We start from the raw sequence: 19,455 nt of genomic DNA, 5'->3' as shown, positions 1-19,455 counted from the left end.
TATGATAGATATACTGAAATTAATAGTATTTCTGCCACTTTTTGGTTCATTGTTTGGAGCGTTTTTTAGAAAAAGTCAGTTAGTTACAACGGCAGGGATTGGAATATCTGCAGTTTTATCTTGGTATGTTTTTCTCACCTTCTCTGAAAATTATCACTTGAGTTTATTTCCTCTATTTTCATTAAGTGTATTAAAAGTAAATTGGGCAATTAATGTGGATGCTCTCTCATCCTTAATGCTTATTGTTATTACCACCGTTTCACTGGTAGTCCACCTCTATTCTATCGGTTATATGGAGCATGATAAGGGGAAGTCGAGGTTTTTTTCTTACCTATCGCTATTTACGTTTTGCATGATTGTGCTGGTTGTAAGCGATAATTTTGTGCAGCTTTTTTTTGGCTGGGAAGGGGTTGGCCTGTGTTCTTATTTACTCATAGGATTTTGGTTCCAAAAATATTCTGCAAATAATGCGGCAATTAAAGCATTTGTTGTGAATAGGGTAGGAGATTTTGCACTATTGATTGGGATCTTTCTCATTTATTATACATTTCACTCTTTGAAATTTACTGAAATTTTTGACACAGCTGATTTTCTTGGCACGCAGAACATTAGAGCATTCTGCTGTGAATTTAAAATAATTCATATAATATGCATATTACTTTTTATTGGCTGTATGGGTAAATCTGCACAGCTTGGTTTACATGTTTGGTTGCCAGATGCAATGGAAGGGCCAACCCCTGTTTCTGCACTCATTCACGCAGCAACGATGGTAACAGCAGGTATATTTTTAGTAGCAAAATGTTCTCCATTATTTGAGCTATCAAATGTGGCACGAGAATTAATAGTTATTGTTGGTGCACTTACTGCTTTTTTTGCAGCCACCGTTGCGATTACTCAGAATGATATAAAAAAAATAATTGCTTATTCAACCTGCAGTCAACTTGGTTATATGTTCATGGCATGTGGGCTTTCTGCTTACAATGTTGCTATTTTTCATTTAATGACACACGCTTTTTTTAAAGCTCTACTATTTCTTGGTGCTGGCAATGTAATTCATGCAATGCATCATGAGCAAAGCATTCAGAAAATGGGAAATTGCTGGAAGAAAATCCCTTGCACTTACACTCTCATGTGGATTGGGTCTCTTGCGCTTTCTGGAATATTTCCATTTGCAGGTTTTTACTCAAAGGATTTGATAATTGAACATGCTTATAGCACGGATAGCTTTGCTTTTGTAATAAGCTTAGTTGTTGCATTCTTTACGGCATTCTACTCTTGGAGGTTGTTGCTTCTTGTGTTCCATAGCCAAAAACAAAGTAAAATTAATATACATGAAGCACCAAAGATTATGCTTATACCATTACTGATACTTGCTTTTGGATCGGTATTTTCTGGAGTGTGGGGAGCAAATATTTTGAACATAACTAGTAATGCGTTTTGGAAATCAAGTTTAATGGTGATTGATGAGCATGGAGTTCATAATTTCTTTATAAAACTGCTGCCAACCTTAGCGAGCCTAAGTGGAATAGCTCTTGCGTACCTGATTTACCAATATCAAGTAATTAGGCAAATTAAGAGTAAATTTTTACTTAAGTTTTTGCAGAATAAATGGTACTTTGATGAGGTGTATGAGTTTGTTATAATTGCACCGATAAGGTTTATATCTAGGCTTCTATGGAAGTTTGATGTTAAGGCTATTGATTCATTTGGACCAAATGGTGTTGTAAGGTTGGTTAATGAATGTTCAAAAAGTTCTATAAAGTTACAAACTGGTTATATATTTGATTATGCATTTATTATGTTTGTTACTTTAATAATCGGTGCTTTATATATTATTGGAATTAAATAGAAGGTGTTGTTACTTAGTATATTCTTACTTCCACTGATAGGAGCGTTGATTTTATCCTCGATCAGGATTAATCATCAATCTATACACCTAAGATTCCTTGCTCTATTTTTTGCTGTACTTCCATTTTTGCTTAGCATTGTAGCTTGTATAGAATTTGATTATAACAATGCGGACTTTCAGTTTGTCAGCTATCCAATCAAGAATGTAGGAATAGGGGTGGATGGTATATCGCTGCTTTTCCTTCTGCTGACAACTTTCTTGTTTGTAATTTGTATACTCTACAACTGCAAAATGAGTTATACGACCCTAAAAGCCTATATGGCATTATTTCTACTGCTTGAGAGTTTTGTAGTCGGGTTTTTCGTTTCACTGAATGCTATAAGCTTTTATGTGTTTTTTGAAGCTGTTTTAATACCAATGTTCTTTATTATTGGCATTTGGGGAGGGAAACAAAGGATATATGCGACGTTTAAGTTATTTCTTTATACATTAACTGGCTCATTATTATTTCTGCTTGGCTTGGTGTATATCTATAGTACTTTTGGGACGTTTAATATACAAAAATTAGCTACATTAGTGCCAAGCCTTGATCTTGAAGTGCAGTCATTGCTGTGGATTACATTTTTTATTTCTTTTGCAATAAAAGTACCTATGTTTCCATTTCACACTTGGCTTCCTGATGCGCATGTGCAATCACCAACTTCTGGATCTGTGATTTTAGCTGGCTTGCTTATTAAAATGGGGGGATATGGATTTTTAAGGTTTTCTATTCCAATGCTTCCTCAGGCAAGTTTATATTTTTCAAATTTCGTTGTTGTGCTGAGCATTATTGCGGTGATATATGCTTCGCTAGTTGCGTTTGCTCAAGATGATATAAAGAAGTTAATAGCTTATTCTTCAATAGCACATATGGGGATCGTTACCGCTGGCCTCTTTTCATTTTGTGAGGAAGGAGTACTGGGTAGCATATTTCAAATGATTAGTCATGGCCTTATTTCTGCTGCTTTATTTTTGTGTGCTGGAATGCTATATACTCGAACTGGGACTTTGGAGATTGCAAAATATTTTGGCATAGTAAACACAATGCCAAAATTTGGTTTTATGTTCATTTTATTTTCAATGGCTTCAATAGGGCTACCTGGAACATCTGGGTTCGCAGGTGAGTTTTTGGCTATGGTTGGGATGTTTAAGAGCATAGGGTTTTTTACAGGATTTATCGTACTTGGCACTATTTTAAGCGCAGTTTATATGCTGAATTTATGTAAGCAAATAATATGGGGGGTTAGCTATTCTAAATTATTAAGTAACCGTTTGGATAGCATAGAATTTTCTGTCTTAATTCTGCTCGCAGTGTTTGTTATTTTGCTTGGATTTTACCCAACCCTTGCACTGAATTATTTGAAGCCATGTATGGCAAATTTGTTAATCAAATATAATGCGCTATGAATTATATACAGATATTGCCGGAAACGTTTTCTATTATCTCCTCGTTAGTGTTGCTGCTGCTTGGGATTATATTTTACCGCCGCACTATCAACTTATTAGCACTTGGCTGCACAGTGGTAACTTTGATTATTTTAATTATTTCGGCAGAAAACAATGAAATTTTTCTCTTTAATTCGTTGTTAAAACTCAATTTATACATCAGGTCAGCACAAGGGTTAATTCTCAGCACAGGAATTTTAATACTTTTGATGCTGAATTTATCAAAATATGACTATAAATATGAATTTTCAATACTGATTCTTTTTGCGCTATTTGGCATGATAACTTTGGTTTCAGCAAATAGTCTGATTTCTTTTTATTTAGCTTTTGAGTTGATGAGTATATCTTTGTATGTTCTTGCGAGCTTTAATAAAGATTCGATTTATTCATGTGAAGCAGGAGTGAAATATTTTACACTTAGTGCACTATCTTCCTGCATTATGCTGTATGGTATGTCATTGCTTTATGGATATACAGGACAAGTCAATTTCTCTGAGCTCGGTTCATTCTTGCAAAATCATCAGATAACTTATGGAATAGTTTTTGGGTTAGTTTTTATCCTTATTGGTTTGTGTTTCAAGCTTGCTATTGCTCCTTTTCATATGTGGGCTCCAGATGTCTATCAAGGTGCACCTACCATAGTAACTGCGTTTTTTTCTACAGCTCCAAAAGTTGCACTTGTAACATTTTTAATTCGATTGATGAATGAAGAGTTAGTAAATGTAAAAAGTTATGTTCAGCCTATTTTCTTATACGTTTCAGCATTGTCTGTGCTTATCTCAGCTTTTGGGGCCTTGCGTCAGCAAAACTTAAAAAGGCTGCTTGCTTACAGTTCAATTGGTCACATTGGTTTTATATTTGCTTCACTTTCTATTTTTACACAAGCAGGAACAGATAGTGCTTTAATGTATCTGGTGATATATATCATCACAAGCATAGGGCTATTCTCATATCTCGTACAAATTGACGATGACGATTGTGATATTGCGAATTTATCTGGTATAGGGAAGAAACGCCCAATTGTAGCATTTCATCTTTCTGTGTTGTTACTCTCGATGTCGGGAATACCTCCACTTGCAGGCTTTATCGCTAAATTTTTTATATTCAAAAGTTTAATAAATTCTGGCTTTATCAGCCTGTCTTTGATCCTTGTAATAGCGAGTGTGATATCATGCTACTATTATTTAAATATCATGAAAGTTATGTATTTTGATAAAGCTAGTGGTAATAAGGTTGCTTATTCTAAGGGTCTATTCATTATCACTTCAGTGGCTTCACTGATCAACCTCGTTCTTTTCTTATACGTAGAAGATCTTTACTTACTCATTGAACTAAAGGGCTGACAAGGTGATCCCTGAGGGCTTTCATATTCATCATTACAAAGAAGTTTCAAGTACTAATAAAGAAGCATTGGGTTTAATTGAGAAAGGGATATCTAATGAAACTATTATTATTGCCGATAAACAAACAGAAGGCAGGGGGCGCACCGGAAAAAACTGGATTTCTCCAGAGGGTAATCTCTATGCGAGTTTGATAATAAACCTCTTTAACGATTATCTAAGTGAAAATCAGTTTTCGGTGTCATTCCAGCGCGTGACGTTGGAATCTAGGAATCAAGAAGCATGGATCCCAGTGTCAAGCACTGGGATGACATCGGATGGTGCTGGGATAACAGTAGGCTTAACGAGTCAAATTAAAGACATCAGCAAATTAACAGAATTGACTTTTGTGACTGCTCTTGCTGTAGGGAATACTTTATTATCGTTAAATTTCTTGAATAATCAAACCCACTGCGGTGTCATTCCAGTGTGTGACACTGGAATCCATACTTTTTCTTCTGGATCCCAGTGTCAAAGCACTGGGATGACAAGAGATCCATTCATAAACGATCTCAATCTTCAATATAAATGGCCAAATGATGTTCTAATCGATGGCAAGAAAACAAGTGGAATATTGCTTGAAAGAAAGTCCAATTCGAATTGGCTGATTATAGGAATTGGAATTAATATCAATCATGCACCACTTCCAGGAACAACGTGCATTAGCAATTACGGTGAGTCTGTATCTAACATAGATCTGTTAAAGGAATTAATAATAAATTTTAACAAGCTAAGAAAGCAATGGCTATTTGATGGGTTTTATGCTATAAGAGAAATGTGGTTAAAAAAAGCATTCAAAATGAATGAGCAAATCAGTGTAAAGTTAGCTGACAAATTGTATGAAGGAATTTTTGCTGATATAGATAAAAGTGGTAAATTGGTATTGCAGCAAAAGGATGGAAGCTTAATTTATTTTGATGCAGGTGAGTTATTTATTGGCAGTGCATTATGAATACATATGTAATTTTTGCTTACCTTATTAGTTTCATACTGATTGGTGGAAATTTGATTTTTACCGTTTCTTGCTATATAAAAAGTAAAAAAAACTTAGAAAATCTTAAAAGCACCAATGAAGAAGAAACATAAGCGATTACTTATAACTTCAGGAATTTTCTGCTTTTTAAGTTGTGCAGTTTTTTTTATTTTAACAACGCTCAAAGAAAATATCTCGTTTTTCTATACAGTAAGTGAAGCTATAGTTTTACCAAATAGTCAAAAGCCAATCCGTGTTGGTGGAATGGTTGTTGAAAATAGCGTGATACGGAGCGAAAGCGAAGTAGTTTTTCAAATGACAGATTTTAACCAAAGTGTTGTGGTAAAATATCAAGGGATACTTCCACCGATGTTTTCAGAAAAAAGTGATATTGTTGTGCAAGGTAAAATGTTTGATAGTAGTACCTTTCTTGCAGATACGGTGTTTGCAAAACATGATGAGAACTATATGCCGAAAGTTTTAAAATAGATTCCCTAATCCCAACTGTACCTAAATAGTATGTGGAGAGAGTAACAGCCTGATATCAGGCTGTTACCTTTTTTATTAAAGCAATCCGTTTTCTTCACCAGTACTACGGAATAATGTAGGAGCTTGTCCAAGCTCTGGCATCTCATCAAGTCTAGTCTTAAGATTTGTAAGTTTAGTGTCTATCTCGCTTGTCTTTATGCCTATGTTGTCTATAGTTAATGACAGTGGTGTTACTATGCCATTTGTAATCGCCTCACTTACATCGTCGTTATATTTATTAATACTTTTCATCAGACCATCATAAAAAATTTTAAGATTCTTAATGCTTGCCGAGATTGGCACTATACTCTCAATCTCTTCTGCTGTCATATCTTGAGTTATATCAACCCCTTGCGGTACGGCTTGAGTAATAACCTTCTTTATTTCTGGTTTTGCAAAAATTGGTTTATTAAACTCCGGCTTCTGAAGTGGAGATGCATTATTTAATACAACTTCTTCACTAGAATATAATTTTATATTTTTATTCATAATATTTACTCCTATAAAAAAACTACTTATCTTTATAAATCACTACTATACAAATAACAGTGAGTCATTATTAATGTCTACTATTGTAAAGTCTGGAGCCTGTCCAAGTTCTGGAGTATTATCCTGGATGTGCTTGAGCATCTCAATCATTTTCTTGTTATGTTCATTCTGCTCTTCAAGGTTCGCTTTAAATGTATCAAGAATAGATTTAGATTGCTCTTTATCACCAATCACAGCTTTTACTTTTTCGTAAGGCAGATTGTGAATAATATCTTTTATAACTTCTACATTTAGCTCATTCAAAAGTTTTGTAAATTGTTGGTTAGGCATTTTATCAGCAAAAGCTTGAAGTTTCTCTGGGTTGTCAGCTAAAGACTCAATAATCATCTGAACCCTATTAGGATCAGTTAAATCTTGAGCAATTGCTTGGAGTTTCTCATTATCAAGCTTATTAACTAAGTCTTTTAGTTGATCTTCCCGCAAGCTATTTACTAACTCTTTCAACTGATCACCTTCTAATTCTTTGGAAAGTATTGTCAAGTGGTGCTCAGCCAAGTCTTTTACAAGCACCGTAAATTGTTCGTCATTTAAAGTTTTAATAAGTGCTTTGAATTGATCCACTTTTAAGTGAGGTAAAATTTCTTTTACTTGTTCGTCATTTAAAGTTTTAATAAGTGCTTTGAACTGATCTTGATCTAAAAGAGAAACAATTATTTGTAACTTTTCTGGATTTAGTTCCTTAGCAAGAGTTTGTAATTGGTGATTGGTGAGATGATCTACTAAAGCTTGGAATTGTCCATCTGTTAAGTGCTCTGCTAAAATCTGCAACTGGTTTGAGCTCAACTCAGGAATTATTTTTTGTAGCTGTCCATCCGTTAAATTCTGTGCAAGAACCTGCTGTTGCTCGTTACTAAGAGAATTGGCAAAAGTCTTTAATTGACTTTCTGTTAATTTCTCAACAAAAATTTTGACAAATGCCTTTGATAGTATTACATTCTCTGATATTTTAGGTAATATATCTTTTGTTATTTCTATTACTTCTTTCTTGACATCTCGTTCAAGATATTGGAGGCTATCATTGTTAGGTGAGTCAATAATATTTCCTTGATCATCTGAGAAATAATATTTATTATCGCTAGTATCTGACTCTTCCAATGTTAAATAGTTGTATCCCAATCTCTCAGATATTATAGACGACGAGTCCATTGATAGTTTTACTAATACATCATCGTAATATACAAATGCATACCTATTTTTTAAATCAACATATTTACTTAAAGTGATTTGATTTGTTATAATATTTTTATCTTCCCTTACGCAATCTATAAGATCCCCTGATAAGAGACTACTGCAGAATGCTACGGGTAATTCTATCACTTCATCTCCTTTTTCCAGTGATATAAGCTTAACTTTTTTAACAGATTGTGAACGATCAAAGTCAGGCCAAGAGACGTAAGAAAAAGTTTCTTTTGATAACTTCTCTCCGGGTACAATCTTAAAAACAATTTTTTCTCCATTCATAAGTGTTACCTAATTAACTATATCTATTCTAACATTTATCGATTAATTTATTATTAAGTTAGTATATACTAGAATTATAATAACAAACATTACTTGCATAAAGAAAAGTTATAGAAAGAGGGATTTTTTAGGAAACTAGTATAAAATACTAATGGGCTAAAATAAGCTGACTTTATGATATGCTAGAACCTATATTGGTGGAGGCAAGCGGGATCGAACCGCTGACCTTCTGCGTGCAAAACAGATGCTCTACCAGCTGAGCTATGCCCCCAACTTTTGCTTAAAGCATAAATCACTCACGCTGAAATGCAAGAAATATTTATTTGTGAGGCTATTGCTAAATAGTGCACAAATTCTGCATTTATGTATAATTCTCTATCTTTTTAGAGTTGTATCTCAGCTTTACCAAATAAATCTGTTAATTAACAAGAAATTTTCCTTCAAAAATTTTTAATTAAATTATCACTAACGCAGTATATTATATAATTTATTTAACCACGCATGAAAATTTTAGTTTGATTAAAACAGATAAAACCTATATTACTGTTTAGTATAGCTGAAAAATAAAATGATCCCGTAGCTCAGCCGGTAGAGCAACTGACTTTTAATCAGTGGGTCACGCGTTCGAATCGCGTCGGGATCACTTGGAATCTTAAAAGCATGCTAAAAGAACAGGACAAAATATTCACAAACTTAAATGGTAAAGAAACACCACTACTTGAGGGTGCAAAAAAACGTGGTAGTTGGCAAAAAACAAAGGAATTACTGGATTTAGGATCAGAAAAAATCATTGATGAAGTAAAGAAATCTAGCTTGAGAGGTCGAGGGGGTGCAGGATTTTCTACTGGCCTTAAGTGGAGCTTTATGCCTAAAAATCCTTTAAAAGCGTATTTAGTAGTCAATGCAGATGAGTCAGAACCTGGCACATGTAAGGATAGAGATATACTGCGATATGAACCACACAAGCTACTTGAGGGGATTCTTCTGGCTGGAAGAGCAATCAATGCGTCAGCTGCGTATATTTATATCAGGGGTGAATTTTATAATGAATATTTAGTTCTAAAAAAAGCACTTGAGGAAGCCTATAAAGAAAACTTAATTGGAAAAAATGCCTGCAAATCAGGTTATGATCTTGATGTGTTTATCCATAGGGGTGCAGGAGCTTACATATGTGGAGAAGAAACAGCTCAATTTGAATCAATTGAAGGAAAAAAGGGCTTTCCCCGCATGAAACCTCCATTTCCTGCAGGTGTTGGGCTTTTTGGCTGTCCAACTACAATAAACAACGTTGAAACTATAGCCATAGTTCCAGATATTCTAAATCGTGGAGGAGAGTGGTTTGCATCTCTTGGTAAACCAAATAATACTGGTACCAAGGTCTTTTGTATTTCAGGGCATGTAAATAATCCATGTAATGTTGAAGAAGAGCTCGGAATTTCACTGCGTGAATTAATTGAAAAATACGCAGGTGGAGTGCGAGGAGGTTGGGATAATTTACTTGCTGTAATACCTGGTGGATCTTCAGTCCCATTAATTCCAAAATCTATATGTGATACTATTGAAATGGATTTTGATTCATTAAGGGCTGCACAATCAGGGCTTGGTACTGCTGCTGTAATAGTGATGGATAAATCAACTGACATAATAGCTGCAATAGAAAGATTATCACATTTCTATATGCATGAGTCCTGCGGACAATGTACACCATGCCGTGAAGGCACTGGATGGATATGGAGAATTATGAGAAGAATGGTAGCAGGAAATATTAAACCTGGTGAAGTAGATAAGCTACTTGACCTTACAACTCAAATAGAAGGGCATACAATTTGTGCACTTGGCGATGCTGCAGCTTGGCCAGTTCAAGGATTAATCAGACATTTTCGTCATATAATTGAAGAGAGGATAGTAACTTATACTTTTAAGTGATTTTACTACTTAGCAGCTAAAGTTAAAGAATATTGATTTCCTTCCCTTTTAGGTGCTAATTCTACTTTTGCAATATCTTCAGCGTCTCTAATTAGCCGTTCTAATTTTTCCAGTCCAACTTCAGTGTTTATAAGCTCTCTCCCTCTAAATCTCATTGTGACTTTAATTCTATGTCCATGCACAAGAAAATCCCTTGTTTGACGCAATTTTGTTTCGTAGTCGTGATCACCAATATTAGGACCCAGTTTAATTTCTTTTATAGTTAATGTCTTTTGTTTCTTTTTTGCTTCACTTGCCTTCTTTTTTATATCATACTTCTGCTTGCTGTAATCCAGTATTTTACATACTGGAGGAGTTGAATCAGGTACAATTTCCACTAAGTCTAAACCGACATTCTGAGCAGATGCCAAAGCTTGTTCTATTGGCACAATCCCGACCATTTCACCACTATGATCAACTAAGCGTACCTCCTTAGCTGTGATGAATTCATTAATTCTGTTTTTATTGTTCTTTTTGACTTGCAAATTTTATCTCCATTAATTCAAATTAATACTTTTTAACAGCAATTCAGTAGCTTTCTCCAAAGGAAAAGACTCCTGTTTTTCCGATCCTAAATTCCTCACTGACACAGTTTTATTTATAATTTCATTTTTGCCCATGATCCATAATATAGGTACCTTACTTGAACTATGTAAACGTATCTTATAGCTAATTTTTTCATTGGTCAAATCAGTTTTGATTCTCACACCTTGTTCTTTTAAAACGTTGCTGATTTCTGTAGCATAACCGTCAGCCTCATTTGTAATGGTCAGAATAGCAAGCTGTGTTGGAGCAAGCCAAACTGGAAATTTTCCTGCATAGTTTTCTATTAAAATTCCAATAAAACGCTCAAAAGTCCCAAGAATTGCCCTATGTAACATGACAGGGTGATGCTTGTGACCGTCTGCTCCTATATAAAAAGCTCCAAGCCGCTCCGGTAAAATAAAATCAACTTGCAACGTTCCACATTGCCAATTTCTACCTATTGCATCTTTCAAAACAAACTCTAACTTTGGACCATAAAATGCACCTTCGCCAGGGCTCAGTTCATAACTCAAACCCGCTTCTTTAACAGCTTCAAGCAGCGCTTTTTCAGCTCTATTCCACACTTCATCATTACCTGCTCTAATATCTGGACGATCTGAAAATTTCACAGAAATTTCATTGAATCCAAGCTCTGAATATACTTCTTTTAAAAGGCCACAAAACTTTACAGTTTCAGAATTCACTTGTTTTTCCATACAAAAAATGTGTGCATCGTCTTGCGTAAAACCACGCACTCGCATCAGTCCGTGCAATGAGCCTGAGCTTTCATTCCTATGGCACGTGCCAAATTCTGCCATACGTATTGGTAGATCACGATAACTTCTGGTGTGATAATTAAAAATCTGCACATGGCAAGGACAATTCATGGGTTTTATTGCTAGCTTTTTGCTTTCAGATTCATCAACAATAAACATATTTTCACGAAACTTATCCCAATGTCCCGATTTTTCCCACAGCTCTTTACTTACTAAAATAGGAGTTTTTACTTCAAAATAGCCATTACTTATCAATTTCTTTCTTATATAAGACTCAAGAACATTATATAGAGTATATCCTTGCTCATGCCAAAAAATTTGTCCAACAGCTTCCTCTTGAATGTGAAATAAATCCATATCCTTAGCAATTTTACGATGGTCGCGTTTTTCTGCTTCCTCCAGACGTTTAAGATAAGTATTTAATTCATTCTTATTTCTCCACGCGGTACCATATATTCTTTGCAACATTGGGCCCTTAGAATCGCCACGCCAGTATGCACCTGCTACTTTCATAAGTTTAAACGCTTTAACTCTGCCAGTTGATGGTGAGTGCGGACCACGACATAGGTCTACAAAGTTGCCTTGTTTATAAACAGTTAGGTTTTCGTTTTCTGGTATTGATGAGACAATATCAACCTTGTATCTTTCACCTATATCACTAAAGAAATCAATTGCCTGCTTACGAGTCCAAACTTCTCGGACGAATCTGTGGTTACTTTTTATAATTTCCTTCATTTTTTTTTCTATTGCAGCAAGATCGTCCGTGGTAAAGGCACGATCTGTAGCAAAATCATAGTAGAAACCATCTTGAATTGTTGGCCCGATAGTAATCTGAGTATTAGGAAAGAGCTCTTTTACTGCCTGCGCCATTATATGAGCAGCATCATGCCTTATTATATCTAAACCCGCTTCGTCACTCAGTTGTATTACCTCTATCTCTGTATCAGATTCAATTTCACGTGAGAGATCATACAACTCACCATTTACCTTAAAGGCAATTGCTTCTCTCAAAGCATCCGGTTGTAATATATCAAAGCCAGTGACTCTACCACTGTATTCTTTTACTTTTTGTTCGGCTAAAAAGGTAACTTTTATCATTCATTAGACCTTTTGTCATCCCAGTGCTTGACACTGAGATCCATGTTTCTTTCTTTTCTAGATTCCAGCGTCACGCGCTGGAATGACACCAAAAGGTGAGCTACTGATCTTTCAGTTAAATAACAGTTGTACAAGAGATCTATTACATACTTGCTGTAAGAAATTTTAATTGTTGACATACCTAGTTAATAATACGGCCTATTCTTTTTTAACCTGAATGCAATTGCTTCTTCCCAAACTTCACCATTACGCAATAGCTTTTCTTTATTGTACATTAGCTCCTCTCTTGTTTCAGTAGCAAATTCAAAGTTAGGACCCTCCACAATTGCATCAACTGGACATGCTTCTTGGCAAAGTCCGCAATATATGCATTTTGTCATATCAATATCATAGCGTGTGGTTCGGCGACTACCGTCTTCTCTTTCCTCTGCTTCAATAACTATTGCTTGAGCAGGGCAGATAACTTCGCATAACTTACAAGCTATGCATCGTTCTTCACCATTTGGATACCTACGCAGCGCATGCTCACCACGAAACCTTGGACTTAAAGGGCCCTTCTCCATAGGATACCTCAAAGTAACCTTTGGTTTGAACATATATTTTAATGTAATAACAAACCCTTTAATTAACTCTACAGAAGACCAATACCAAGCTAATTTCTTGAGCATAATATTTAAAACTTGTGTCAGTCATTATAAATCATATTATCAGTTTTCAAAATAAATATTTTCATCTGGATGACTTTTGTAGTTTTTCTATACAATATATTTACTAATACTGCATTAATATGAATAAGTAATATAAGCAAAAATTTTTTAGATTAGGTATTTCGATTTCTTAAATTGCTAAGTAGTTTATATATATATAAATAATGACAAACACAAATGAAACTATTTTTGCTTTGTCAACCGTATTTGGTAAGTCAGGAGTTGCAGTAATCAGAATTTCAGGCAACTACGCCCTTAAAGCTTTAAATCATTTTCATATTAAGAAAAAAATTAAACCAAGATTTGCTACTTTAGTTGATCTATATGATGATTCCAATCAATTGATAGATAATGGAATAATCATCTATTTCCCTGCTCCAAACAGTTTCACTGGCGAGGATGTTATAGAGTTACAAGTGCATGGAAGCAAGGCAGTCATAAAAATCATCTTGGAGGGATTATCAAGAATTTTCGTTATGGCCAGTCCAGGAGAATTCTCACTTAGGGCTTTTCTAAATGGTAAATTTGACTTAACGCAAATAGAAGGAATTGCAGACTTAATTGATGCTGAAACGAAAATGCAAGCTAAACAAGCGATTAAGCAGATATCAGGAGAATTGGAGAGACTATACAGCAATTGGAGGCAAGGATTAATAACGATACAATCCAAAATCGAAGCATATATAGACTTTCCAGAGGACATTTGGGCAGAAAAAAGTGAATTGGAAAAAATTAATAATGAAGTGCAATCTCTCGTGCAGTTGATACAAGAGCATTTAAATGATAATAGACGGGGCGAAAGGTTGCGTGAGGGTTTACATATTGTAATAACTGGTGAACCAAATGTCGGTAAATCAACTCTGTTTAATTTCTTAGCCAAGCGTGATATTGCTATTGTTTCTGAATATGCAGGCACAACAAGAGATATACTTGAAGCTCATATTGACATTGGCGGATACCCAATCATTCTCTCTGATACTGCTGGAATTCGTGAGAGTTCAGATCCAATAGAATCAGAAGGTATAAGTCGAGCGAAAAAAAGGTCTTTTGAAGCTGATTTAAGAATAGAACTATTTCCTTTTGAACAGCGTCATAATATCAATTGCAACGTTGTAAATAGCGATACTATTTATGTATTGAGCAAAGCTGACAATGTTATCAATAATCACAATATAAAAATTAATGGCATAGATCTTTTACCCATTTCTATTCTAAAGGAAATAGGTACAAACAAATTGATCTCTCTCATAAAAGAGAAGGCAGAGGAAAAATTTGGGCATGATAGAGACACTCCTGTGATTACTCGGCAAAGACATAGGAGTCACATGCAGAAAGCACTGGAACATTTACAACGTTTTAATATCGATAATCCAATTGAGTTGATATCTGAAGACTTGAGGCTTGCTGCATTTGAACTTGGTGCAGTGATTGGAATTATTAATGTTGAGGAAATATTGGACAGTATATTTAGCAACTTTTGCGTGGGCAAGTAAAGCTTTTATAGATTGCTTAAAATCAAATATTGTGATAGAAAAGAAATGGACGGATGGCCGAGCGGTTTAAGGCACCAGTCTTGAAAACTGACGTACGTGATGAGCGTACCATGGGTTCGAATCCCATTCCGTCCGCACAGCATCTCGCTATGATAGCTGATTTTTAGAGCTTATTTGGACTATGTGGTTCATAACGCTGGAAATCTTATCTAATCTAGCCACATCTTTTAAAAATACATCCCTTTGTAAATTGACCTTGTTAGCAAAGAAAGCTAATATCTATAAATAGATCACCATCTGAATATGGAAACCGATATCGTAATAATAGGTGCAGGGCCTGTTGGAATATTCACTGCTTTTCAAGCGGGAATGCTTGATATGAGATGTCATATAATAGATGTTTTGGATCAAGCAGGAGGACAATGCACAGCTCTTTACCCAGAAAAGCCAATATATGATATACCTGGTTATCCTGTAATTACTGCCCAAAAATTAATTGAGCGACTAATGGAGCAAGCTTCACCATTTGAGCCTGTTTACCATTTAAGTCAAAAAGTGGAAAAGATTTCAAATAACGAAGGTGAAAACTTTACTATCATAACGAACATAGGTACAGAGGTAAAATGCAAAGCCGTTATCATTGCTGCAGGTAACGGAATGTTTGAACCTAACCGTCCACCCTTAAGTGGTATATTAGAATATGAAAATAAATCTGTATTTTATAGTGTAAATAAAATTTCTGATTTTCAGGACAAAACTATAGTCATTGCAGGGGGGGTGATTCTGCGGCTGATTGGACTGTAGAACTTTCTAAAGTTGCAAAGAAAATTTATGTGATACACAGGAGAAAGGAATTTCGCTGCACTCCTGAAACTAGAAATAAATTAGAATCACTTAAAAATAATGGAAAGATAGAACTGGTAGTGCCATATCAATTACACGAACTAGCAGGAGGTAATGGGCAGTTGAGCGCAGTGATAGTAAAAAACATTACCTCTAAGGAAGAAAAAGAAATATCCGCTGATTTTTTGCTGCCATTTTTTGGATTATCAATGAATCTTGGTCCAATAAACAATTGGGGTATAGAGTTAGAACATGGCCGCATAGTTGTTAATTCAGCTACGCTTAGAACTAGTAGAGATAGAATATATGCAATCGGAGATATAGCTACTTATCCAGACAAACTAAAATTGATACTAAATGGTTTTGCTGAAAGCGCCATGGCTTGTTATGACATATACAAAGTAATTCACAATTCTCCAGTTAATTTTCAATATTCAACTTCAAAGGGAATTCATGGAAATAAAGAGTAAGGAGATCCATGAACCTACATGGAGTTATCTCAAGCATAAGGGAATACAAACGAAAAAGATTACTTTACAAATTTCCCCAACTCCCTTATCATGACGTCCAGTACAATGTTGCAAATTAAAAATCTCTCCATCCTGTGCTGGTTCTTCTATTCTAAACGCCACTTCTACCTGGTCATAACCAATCTGAATTCGTTCTACTAATGCTTTAATGATGCCACGCTTAGTTTGCCAATCTAGCTGTTCCAAATTAGATTTTACACTGGAATAAAGACTCTTTATACTGTTGATGATAAGGTTCATTCCCTTCTCTATCGCTTTTTGATCAACTACCTTTTTCTTCTCTTCTTCTATCCCTCTTAAGCGTTCCCTCATTCTTTTCATCGTCTGTTTAAATTCTTCCTCACTTATATATCCTTTATCTCCTACATTTTCTTGACTATAATAGTCTTCCATTAACTTTTCGATGCCTTGTTTTATTTGATTTTCTCTTCTTGCAAGCTTCTTATCTGATGATTCATCATTTTTATTTTCTGCAATTCTACGGTGATACTCATTTTTTATTATCTCTGGGTTTTTTAGTAAATTTTTCACCTTTTCCCATATAGCTGTTTCTAACATATCTGTACGGACCAATTTATTAGTACACTTCTCCCTACCATCAGTAATACGTATAGTACTACTACAGCGATAATAGCTAAACTTTTTTCCCTCAACTCCACATTGTGCACCACTATACGCATATCCACAGTTTTGACACACAACTAGACCTTGTAATAGATATTTCTTTTTTCCTCCCTCTCTCTCTGCATCCTTGCTCTTTTTCTATTTTCATCCAGTTGCTTTTGTACTTTATTAAATAACCCTTCATCAACTATTTTTGGTACTGGTATATAAATCCAGCTGTCCTCATCTGTGCGACAGATAGAAACCTTTTGTTTATTTCTTTCTCTTTTTTCAACCCTCTTTAATTTACCAAACGCTGCTTGTCCTTTATATGCTGGATTTCTTAATACCTTCCAAATTATTATTGGACACCACACCTTCTTTCCAGTTCTTGTTCTAATTGACTTATCTCTTAGTCTACGTATCACTTCCCTTATACTTATTCTCTCTTGCCCTACCCACATGAATATCTGCTTTACTATTTTTGCTTCCTCTTCATTTATTTCAAACTTTGTCTTTTCTCTATCTACATGCTTTATACGATTATAACCAAAAGGTGCAATGCCAATTACACTTACACAGCCTTTTTTTGCTCTATGGAGTTTTCCCCTACGACTACGTTCCATAATCTTTGTACACTCATATTCTGCCACTAATCCTTGCATTCCCAATAACAATTTAGACTCTGGATTATTTTCAGTCTTATGATTTAAGAATATTACTTCTACTCCTGCTTTTTCAAATTCATCAAGTAGTATCATTTGATGTGCAGATTTTCTTGATAGTCGGTCAGGTGAATGAATATAAATTTTATCAATTTGATCTTCTCCTACTTTATCACGTAATGCATCTAAACCTTCACGTTCTAAACTCCACCCACTAAGCCCATCATCCTTAAATTCATACTCATTCAATAACTCATGCTTATCTGCAGCAATTCTATGCTTGAGCTCGGCAATTTGACTCTCTATTGTATTGTTCTGCGCTTGACTCTTCGATGAAACTCTTGCATATAAGGCCACTGTTATCATTTTTCTTTATCTCCTTTTCATTGTTTCTTTTTACCGCATACCTTAGTAACAGCTCATAGGCGTCTGCTAGATGTTGTTCCGCTAATTCATCTGGCTCGTATCGGCAAGTTAATGTTCTTTTTCTCATAGTTTCTCCTGCAAATGTTTTTGTAGTGCAAGGAGCCTTACCACTCCTTTTTTCCATCAATCCATTTACTCTTATGAAAAAGACCAACTTTTATCAGCTACAGTCTTCAAATTTGCTTCCTTTACCAACTGCCGTTGCGCTTTCTGATACGACTCTTATTTTTTTAACAAACTTTCCATTTTCTCTGTTTCTTTCTTTAATACCTCGGCTATTTCTTTGCTATTTTTCGCATAATCCATCGCTATCATTCCAAATTTATCCGCTTGCTCTATTTCTCCTCCAGCTTTTACCAGCTCCTCCACTATTTCTTTTTCACCTACCATGCACGCAAGGTGTAGAGGTATGCATTTATTTCCATATTCCTCAGCATTTACGTCTGCTCCTGATTTTATCAATTCCCTCACGATTTCTAGACGTTTCTCCGTTACCGCTAGGTGCAGTGCTGTGTATCCTTTCACATCTGCTGCATTCACATTCACTCCTTTTTCAACTAATAACTTCACTGTTTTTGCGTCTACTGCATAATGCAGAGCTGTTCTTTCCTTCTTGTCTCTTTCATAAATATTTTCATATGAGTTCTCTAATAATTCTTTTGCTGACTTATTAAATTTGCCAAGCTTTAACATAATCCACCTCACCTTTTCTTTAAATTTAAATCCCTCTTTTAAACCTTCCTTTTCGCTACCTCATCTATCATTTCGTTCACTTGGCTCATTATTTTGCTTGCTAAATTTTTACATTCTTCCTTTATCAGTGATTTGTCTCTCTTCCTTATTTCTTCTATCTCTATTATTTTTAACTCCGGCAAATAACTCCCATTCAACATGTCTGCTATTTCTCCCACTAGCCTCTCTATTCCATAGCATGTCAGTTCTCTATTTTTTATTACTCCTCCTTTTTCTCTCAAAAATTTGCTTGCCTTTTCACTTTCTTTGCTATCACACAGAGAATACTTTTCACTTTCCCAGATGTAATACATTGGTGTTGCACCATATTTATTCAGTTGATTAACTTCAGCTCCCGCTTTTACTAGCTCTTTTATTATTTCAACTCCTGCTCCTCCTATTTTGCATGCAGAGTGCAATGGCGTACATCCACTGACATATTGAGTGGCATTTACTTCTGCTCCTTCCCTTAGCAGCACTTTTACATTTTCTAAGCTTTTTGCAAATACTGCACAGTGTAGTGGTGTATAACCATTTTTATCTCTTGCATTTACCTCTGCCCCTTTTTTTATTAATAACCTCACTGTTGTGTAATCGGAGATTTCTACTGCTTGATGCAAGATCGTCTCTCCTTCTTCATTTCTTTTATTAATGTTTTTAAACCCGTTACTTGATACTTCTTTAAAAAACTTACTCTTGCTAAAACTCATTTCATACCTCACAAAATTAGCTTTTCTAGCGCCAGACAAATTTCTTATATTTACCTGCTGCTATTCAAGTCATGTCCTTTTTAGCATGAGAAAGCAAGTCCTTTTCTTTTTATTTCATACACTTTTACCTATTATTAATATAATATATGAGGATCTAA

At 35.1% G+C, this 19,455-nt stretch carries 18 protein-coding genes, 3 tRNA genes and 1 pseudogene; 11 read left to right on the top strand and 11 right to left on the bottom strand.

Annotation, left to right across the window (positions count from 1 at the left end; genetic code table 11):
• Position 1 precedes the first annotated feature (1 nt).
• The 6 genes from nuoL to ccmE are packed head-to-tail and all read left to right on the top strand — an operon-like array spanning position 2 to position 6,175.
• Positions 2–1,849: an NADH-quinone oxidoreductase subunit L gene (gene nuoL, locus EJB00_RS02200; RefSeq protein WP_015588241.1), complete on the top strand. Its 1,848-nt coding sequence runs from the start codon at positions 2–4 to the stop codon at positions 1,847–1,849.
• A gap of 3 nt (positions 1,850–1,852) precedes the next feature.
• A complete protein-coding gene (locus EJB00_RS02195; protein WP_015588242.1) occupies positions 1,853–3,295 on the top strand; it encodes a complex I subunit 4 family protein in 1,443 nt (480 codons plus the stop codon).
• A complete protein-coding gene (locus EJB00_RS02190) occupies positions 3,292–4,677 on the top strand; it encodes an NADH-quinone oxidoreductase subunit N (RefSeq protein WP_135352798.1) in 1,386 nt (461 codons plus the stop codon). Before EJB00_RS02195 ends, EJB00_RS02190 begins: the two co-directional genes overlap by 4 nt.
• Before the next feature lie 4 nt (positions 4,678–4,681).
• Positions 4,682–5,665 (top strand): biotin--[acetyl-CoA-carboxylase] ligase, encoded by a 984-nt coding sequence (locus EJB00_RS02185; protein ID WP_135352797.1) that lies wholly within the window; start codon positions 4,682–4,684, stop codon positions 5,663–5,665.
• The gene (locus tag EJB00_RS06660; RefSeq protein WP_015588245.1) at positions 5,662–5,799 is read left to right on the top strand and encodes a CcmD-like small membrane protein; all 138 of its coding nucleotides are present in this window, start codon (positions 5,662–5,664) and stop codon (positions 5,797–5,799) included. Before EJB00_RS02185 ends, EJB00_RS06660 begins: the two co-directional genes overlap by 4 nt.
• Positions 5,783–6,175, top strand: a complete 393-nt coding sequence (gene ccmE / locus EJB00_RS02180) for a cytochrome c maturation protein CcmE (RefSeq protein WP_015588246.1) — start codon at positions 5,783–5,785, stop codon at positions 6,173–6,175. The genes EJB00_RS06660 and ccmE overlap by 17 nt, the downstream gene beginning before the upstream one ends.
• 75 nt (positions 6,176–6,250) lie before the next feature.
• Here ccmE and EJB00_RS02175 read toward each other — a convergent pair whose 3' ends face one another.
• From EJB00_RS02175 to EJB00_RS02165, 3 genes are all read right to left on the bottom strand, one after another.
• A complete protein-coding gene (locus EJB00_RS02175) occupies positions 6,251–6,703 on the bottom strand; it encodes a hypothetical protein (RefSeq protein ID WP_015588247.1) in 453 nt (150 codons plus the stop codon).
• A 45-nt stretch (positions 6,704–6,748) separates the two neighbouring features.
• Complete coding sequence (locus EJB00_RS02170) at positions 6,749–8,224, bottom strand: magnesium transporter MgtE N-terminal domain-containing protein (RefSeq protein ID WP_135352796.1); 1,476 nt, start codon at positions 8,222–8,224, stop codon at positions 6,749–6,751.
• 195 nt (positions 8,225–8,419) lie between these two features.
• A tRNA-Ala gene (locus EJB00_RS02165) sits at positions 8,420–8,495 on the bottom strand.
• A 299-nt stretch (positions 8,496–8,794) separates the two neighbouring features.
• On the opposite strand from EJB00_RS02165, the gene EJB00_RS02160 reads away from it, so the two are divergent.
• Both EJB00_RS02160 and nuoF read left to right on the top strand, forming a co-directional pair.
• Positions 8,795–8,867: transfer RNA gene (locus EJB00_RS02160), tRNA-Lys, on the top strand.
• 17 nt (positions 8,868–8,884) lie between these two features.
• On the top strand, positions 8,885–10,150 hold the full coding sequence (gene nuoF, locus EJB00_RS02155; protein ID WP_015588249.1) for an NADH-quinone oxidoreductase subunit NuoF: 1,266 nt from the start codon (positions 8,885–8,887) through the stop codon (positions 10,148–10,150).
• Between the two features lie 5 nt (positions 10,151–10,155).
• On the opposite strand, the gene infC is transcribed toward nuoF, so the two are convergent.
• From infC to nuoI, 3 genes are all read right to left on the bottom strand, one after another.
• The gene (gene infC / locus EJB00_RS02150) at positions 10,156–10,674 is read right to left on the bottom strand and encodes a translation initiation factor IF-3 (protein WP_015588250.1); all 519 of its coding nucleotides are present in this window, start codon (positions 10,672–10,674) and stop codon (positions 10,156–10,158) included.
• A gap of 12 nt (positions 10,675–10,686) precedes the next feature.
• A complete protein-coding gene (gene thrS, locus EJB00_RS02145) occupies positions 10,687–12,588 on the bottom strand; it encodes a threonine--tRNA ligase (protein ID WP_015588251.1) in 1,902 nt (633 codons plus the stop codon).
• A 185-nt stretch (positions 12,589–12,773) separates the two neighbouring features.
• Positions 12,774–13,256 carry an NADH-quinone oxidoreductase subunit NuoI gene (gene nuoI / locus EJB00_RS02135; protein WP_015588252.1) on the bottom strand — a complete coding sequence of 161 codons (483 nt, stop codon included), beginning with the start codon at positions 13,254–13,256 and terminating at the stop codon, positions 12,774–12,776.
• A 203-nt stretch (positions 13,257–13,459) separates the two neighbouring features.
• Between nuoI and mnmE the strand changes: the two genes are divergently transcribed.
• From mnmE to EJB00_RS02120, 3 genes and pseudogenes are all read left to right on the top strand, one after another.
• Complete coding sequence (mnmE, locus tag EJB00_RS02130) at positions 13,460–14,788, top strand: tRNA uridine-5-carboxymethylaminomethyl(34) synthesis GTPase MnmE (protein WP_015588253.1); 1,329 nt, start codon at positions 13,460–13,462, stop codon at positions 14,786–14,788.
• Between the two features lie 47 nt (positions 14,789–14,835).
• A tRNA-Ser gene (locus EJB00_RS02125) sits at positions 14,836–14,923 on the top strand.
• 168 nt (positions 14,924–15,091) lie between these two features.
• A pseudogene (locus tag EJB00_RS02120) lies at positions 15,092–16,101 on the top strand (NAD(P)/FAD-dependent oxidoreductase).
• A 24-nt stretch (positions 16,102–16,125) separates the two neighbouring features.
• Here the strand turns inward: EJB00_RS02120 and EJB00_RS06355 are convergent.
• From EJB00_RS06355 to EJB00_RS02100, 5 genes are all read right to left on the bottom strand, one after another.
• Positions 16,126–16,860 (bottom strand): recombinase zinc ribbon domain-containing protein, encoded by a 735-nt coding sequence (locus EJB00_RS06355; RefSeq protein ID WP_225416305.1) that lies wholly within the window; start codon positions 16,858–16,860, stop codon positions 16,126–16,128.
• 2 nt (positions 16,861–16,862) lie between these two features.
• Entirely contained in the window at positions 16,863–17,795 is a 933-nt protein-coding gene (locus tag EJB00_RS06350) for a recombinase family protein (RefSeq protein WP_225416304.1), read from the bottom strand.
• Positions 17,704–17,979, bottom strand: coding sequence for a hypothetical protein (locus EJB00_RS02110; protein WP_017532679.1), 276 nt, complete (start codon positions 17,977–17,979; stop codon positions 17,704–17,706). The genes EJB00_RS06350 and EJB00_RS02110 overlap by 92 nt, the downstream gene beginning before the upstream one ends.
• 98 nt (positions 17,980–18,077) lie before the next feature.
• Positions 18,078–18,548: an ankyrin repeat domain-containing protein gene (locus EJB00_RS02105; protein ID WP_015588273.1), complete on the bottom strand. Its 471-nt coding sequence runs from the start codon at positions 18,546–18,548 to the stop codon at positions 18,078–18,080.
• A 38-nt stretch (positions 18,549–18,586) separates the two neighbouring features.
• Positions 18,587–19,297, bottom strand: a complete 711-nt coding sequence (locus EJB00_RS02100) for an ankyrin repeat domain-containing protein (protein WP_135352802.1) — start codon at positions 19,295–19,297, stop codon at positions 18,587–18,589.
• Positions 19,298–19,455 lie beyond the last annotated feature (158 nt).

It is taken from the genome of Wolbachia endosymbiont of Drosophila mauritiana, from assembly GCF_004795975.1.
In the GTDB taxonomy this organism is placed as follows: Bacteria; Pseudomonadota; Alphaproteobacteria; order Rickettsiales; family Anaplasmataceae; genus Wolbachia.
This window is presented reverse-complemented; position numbering and strand designations above follow the sequence as displayed.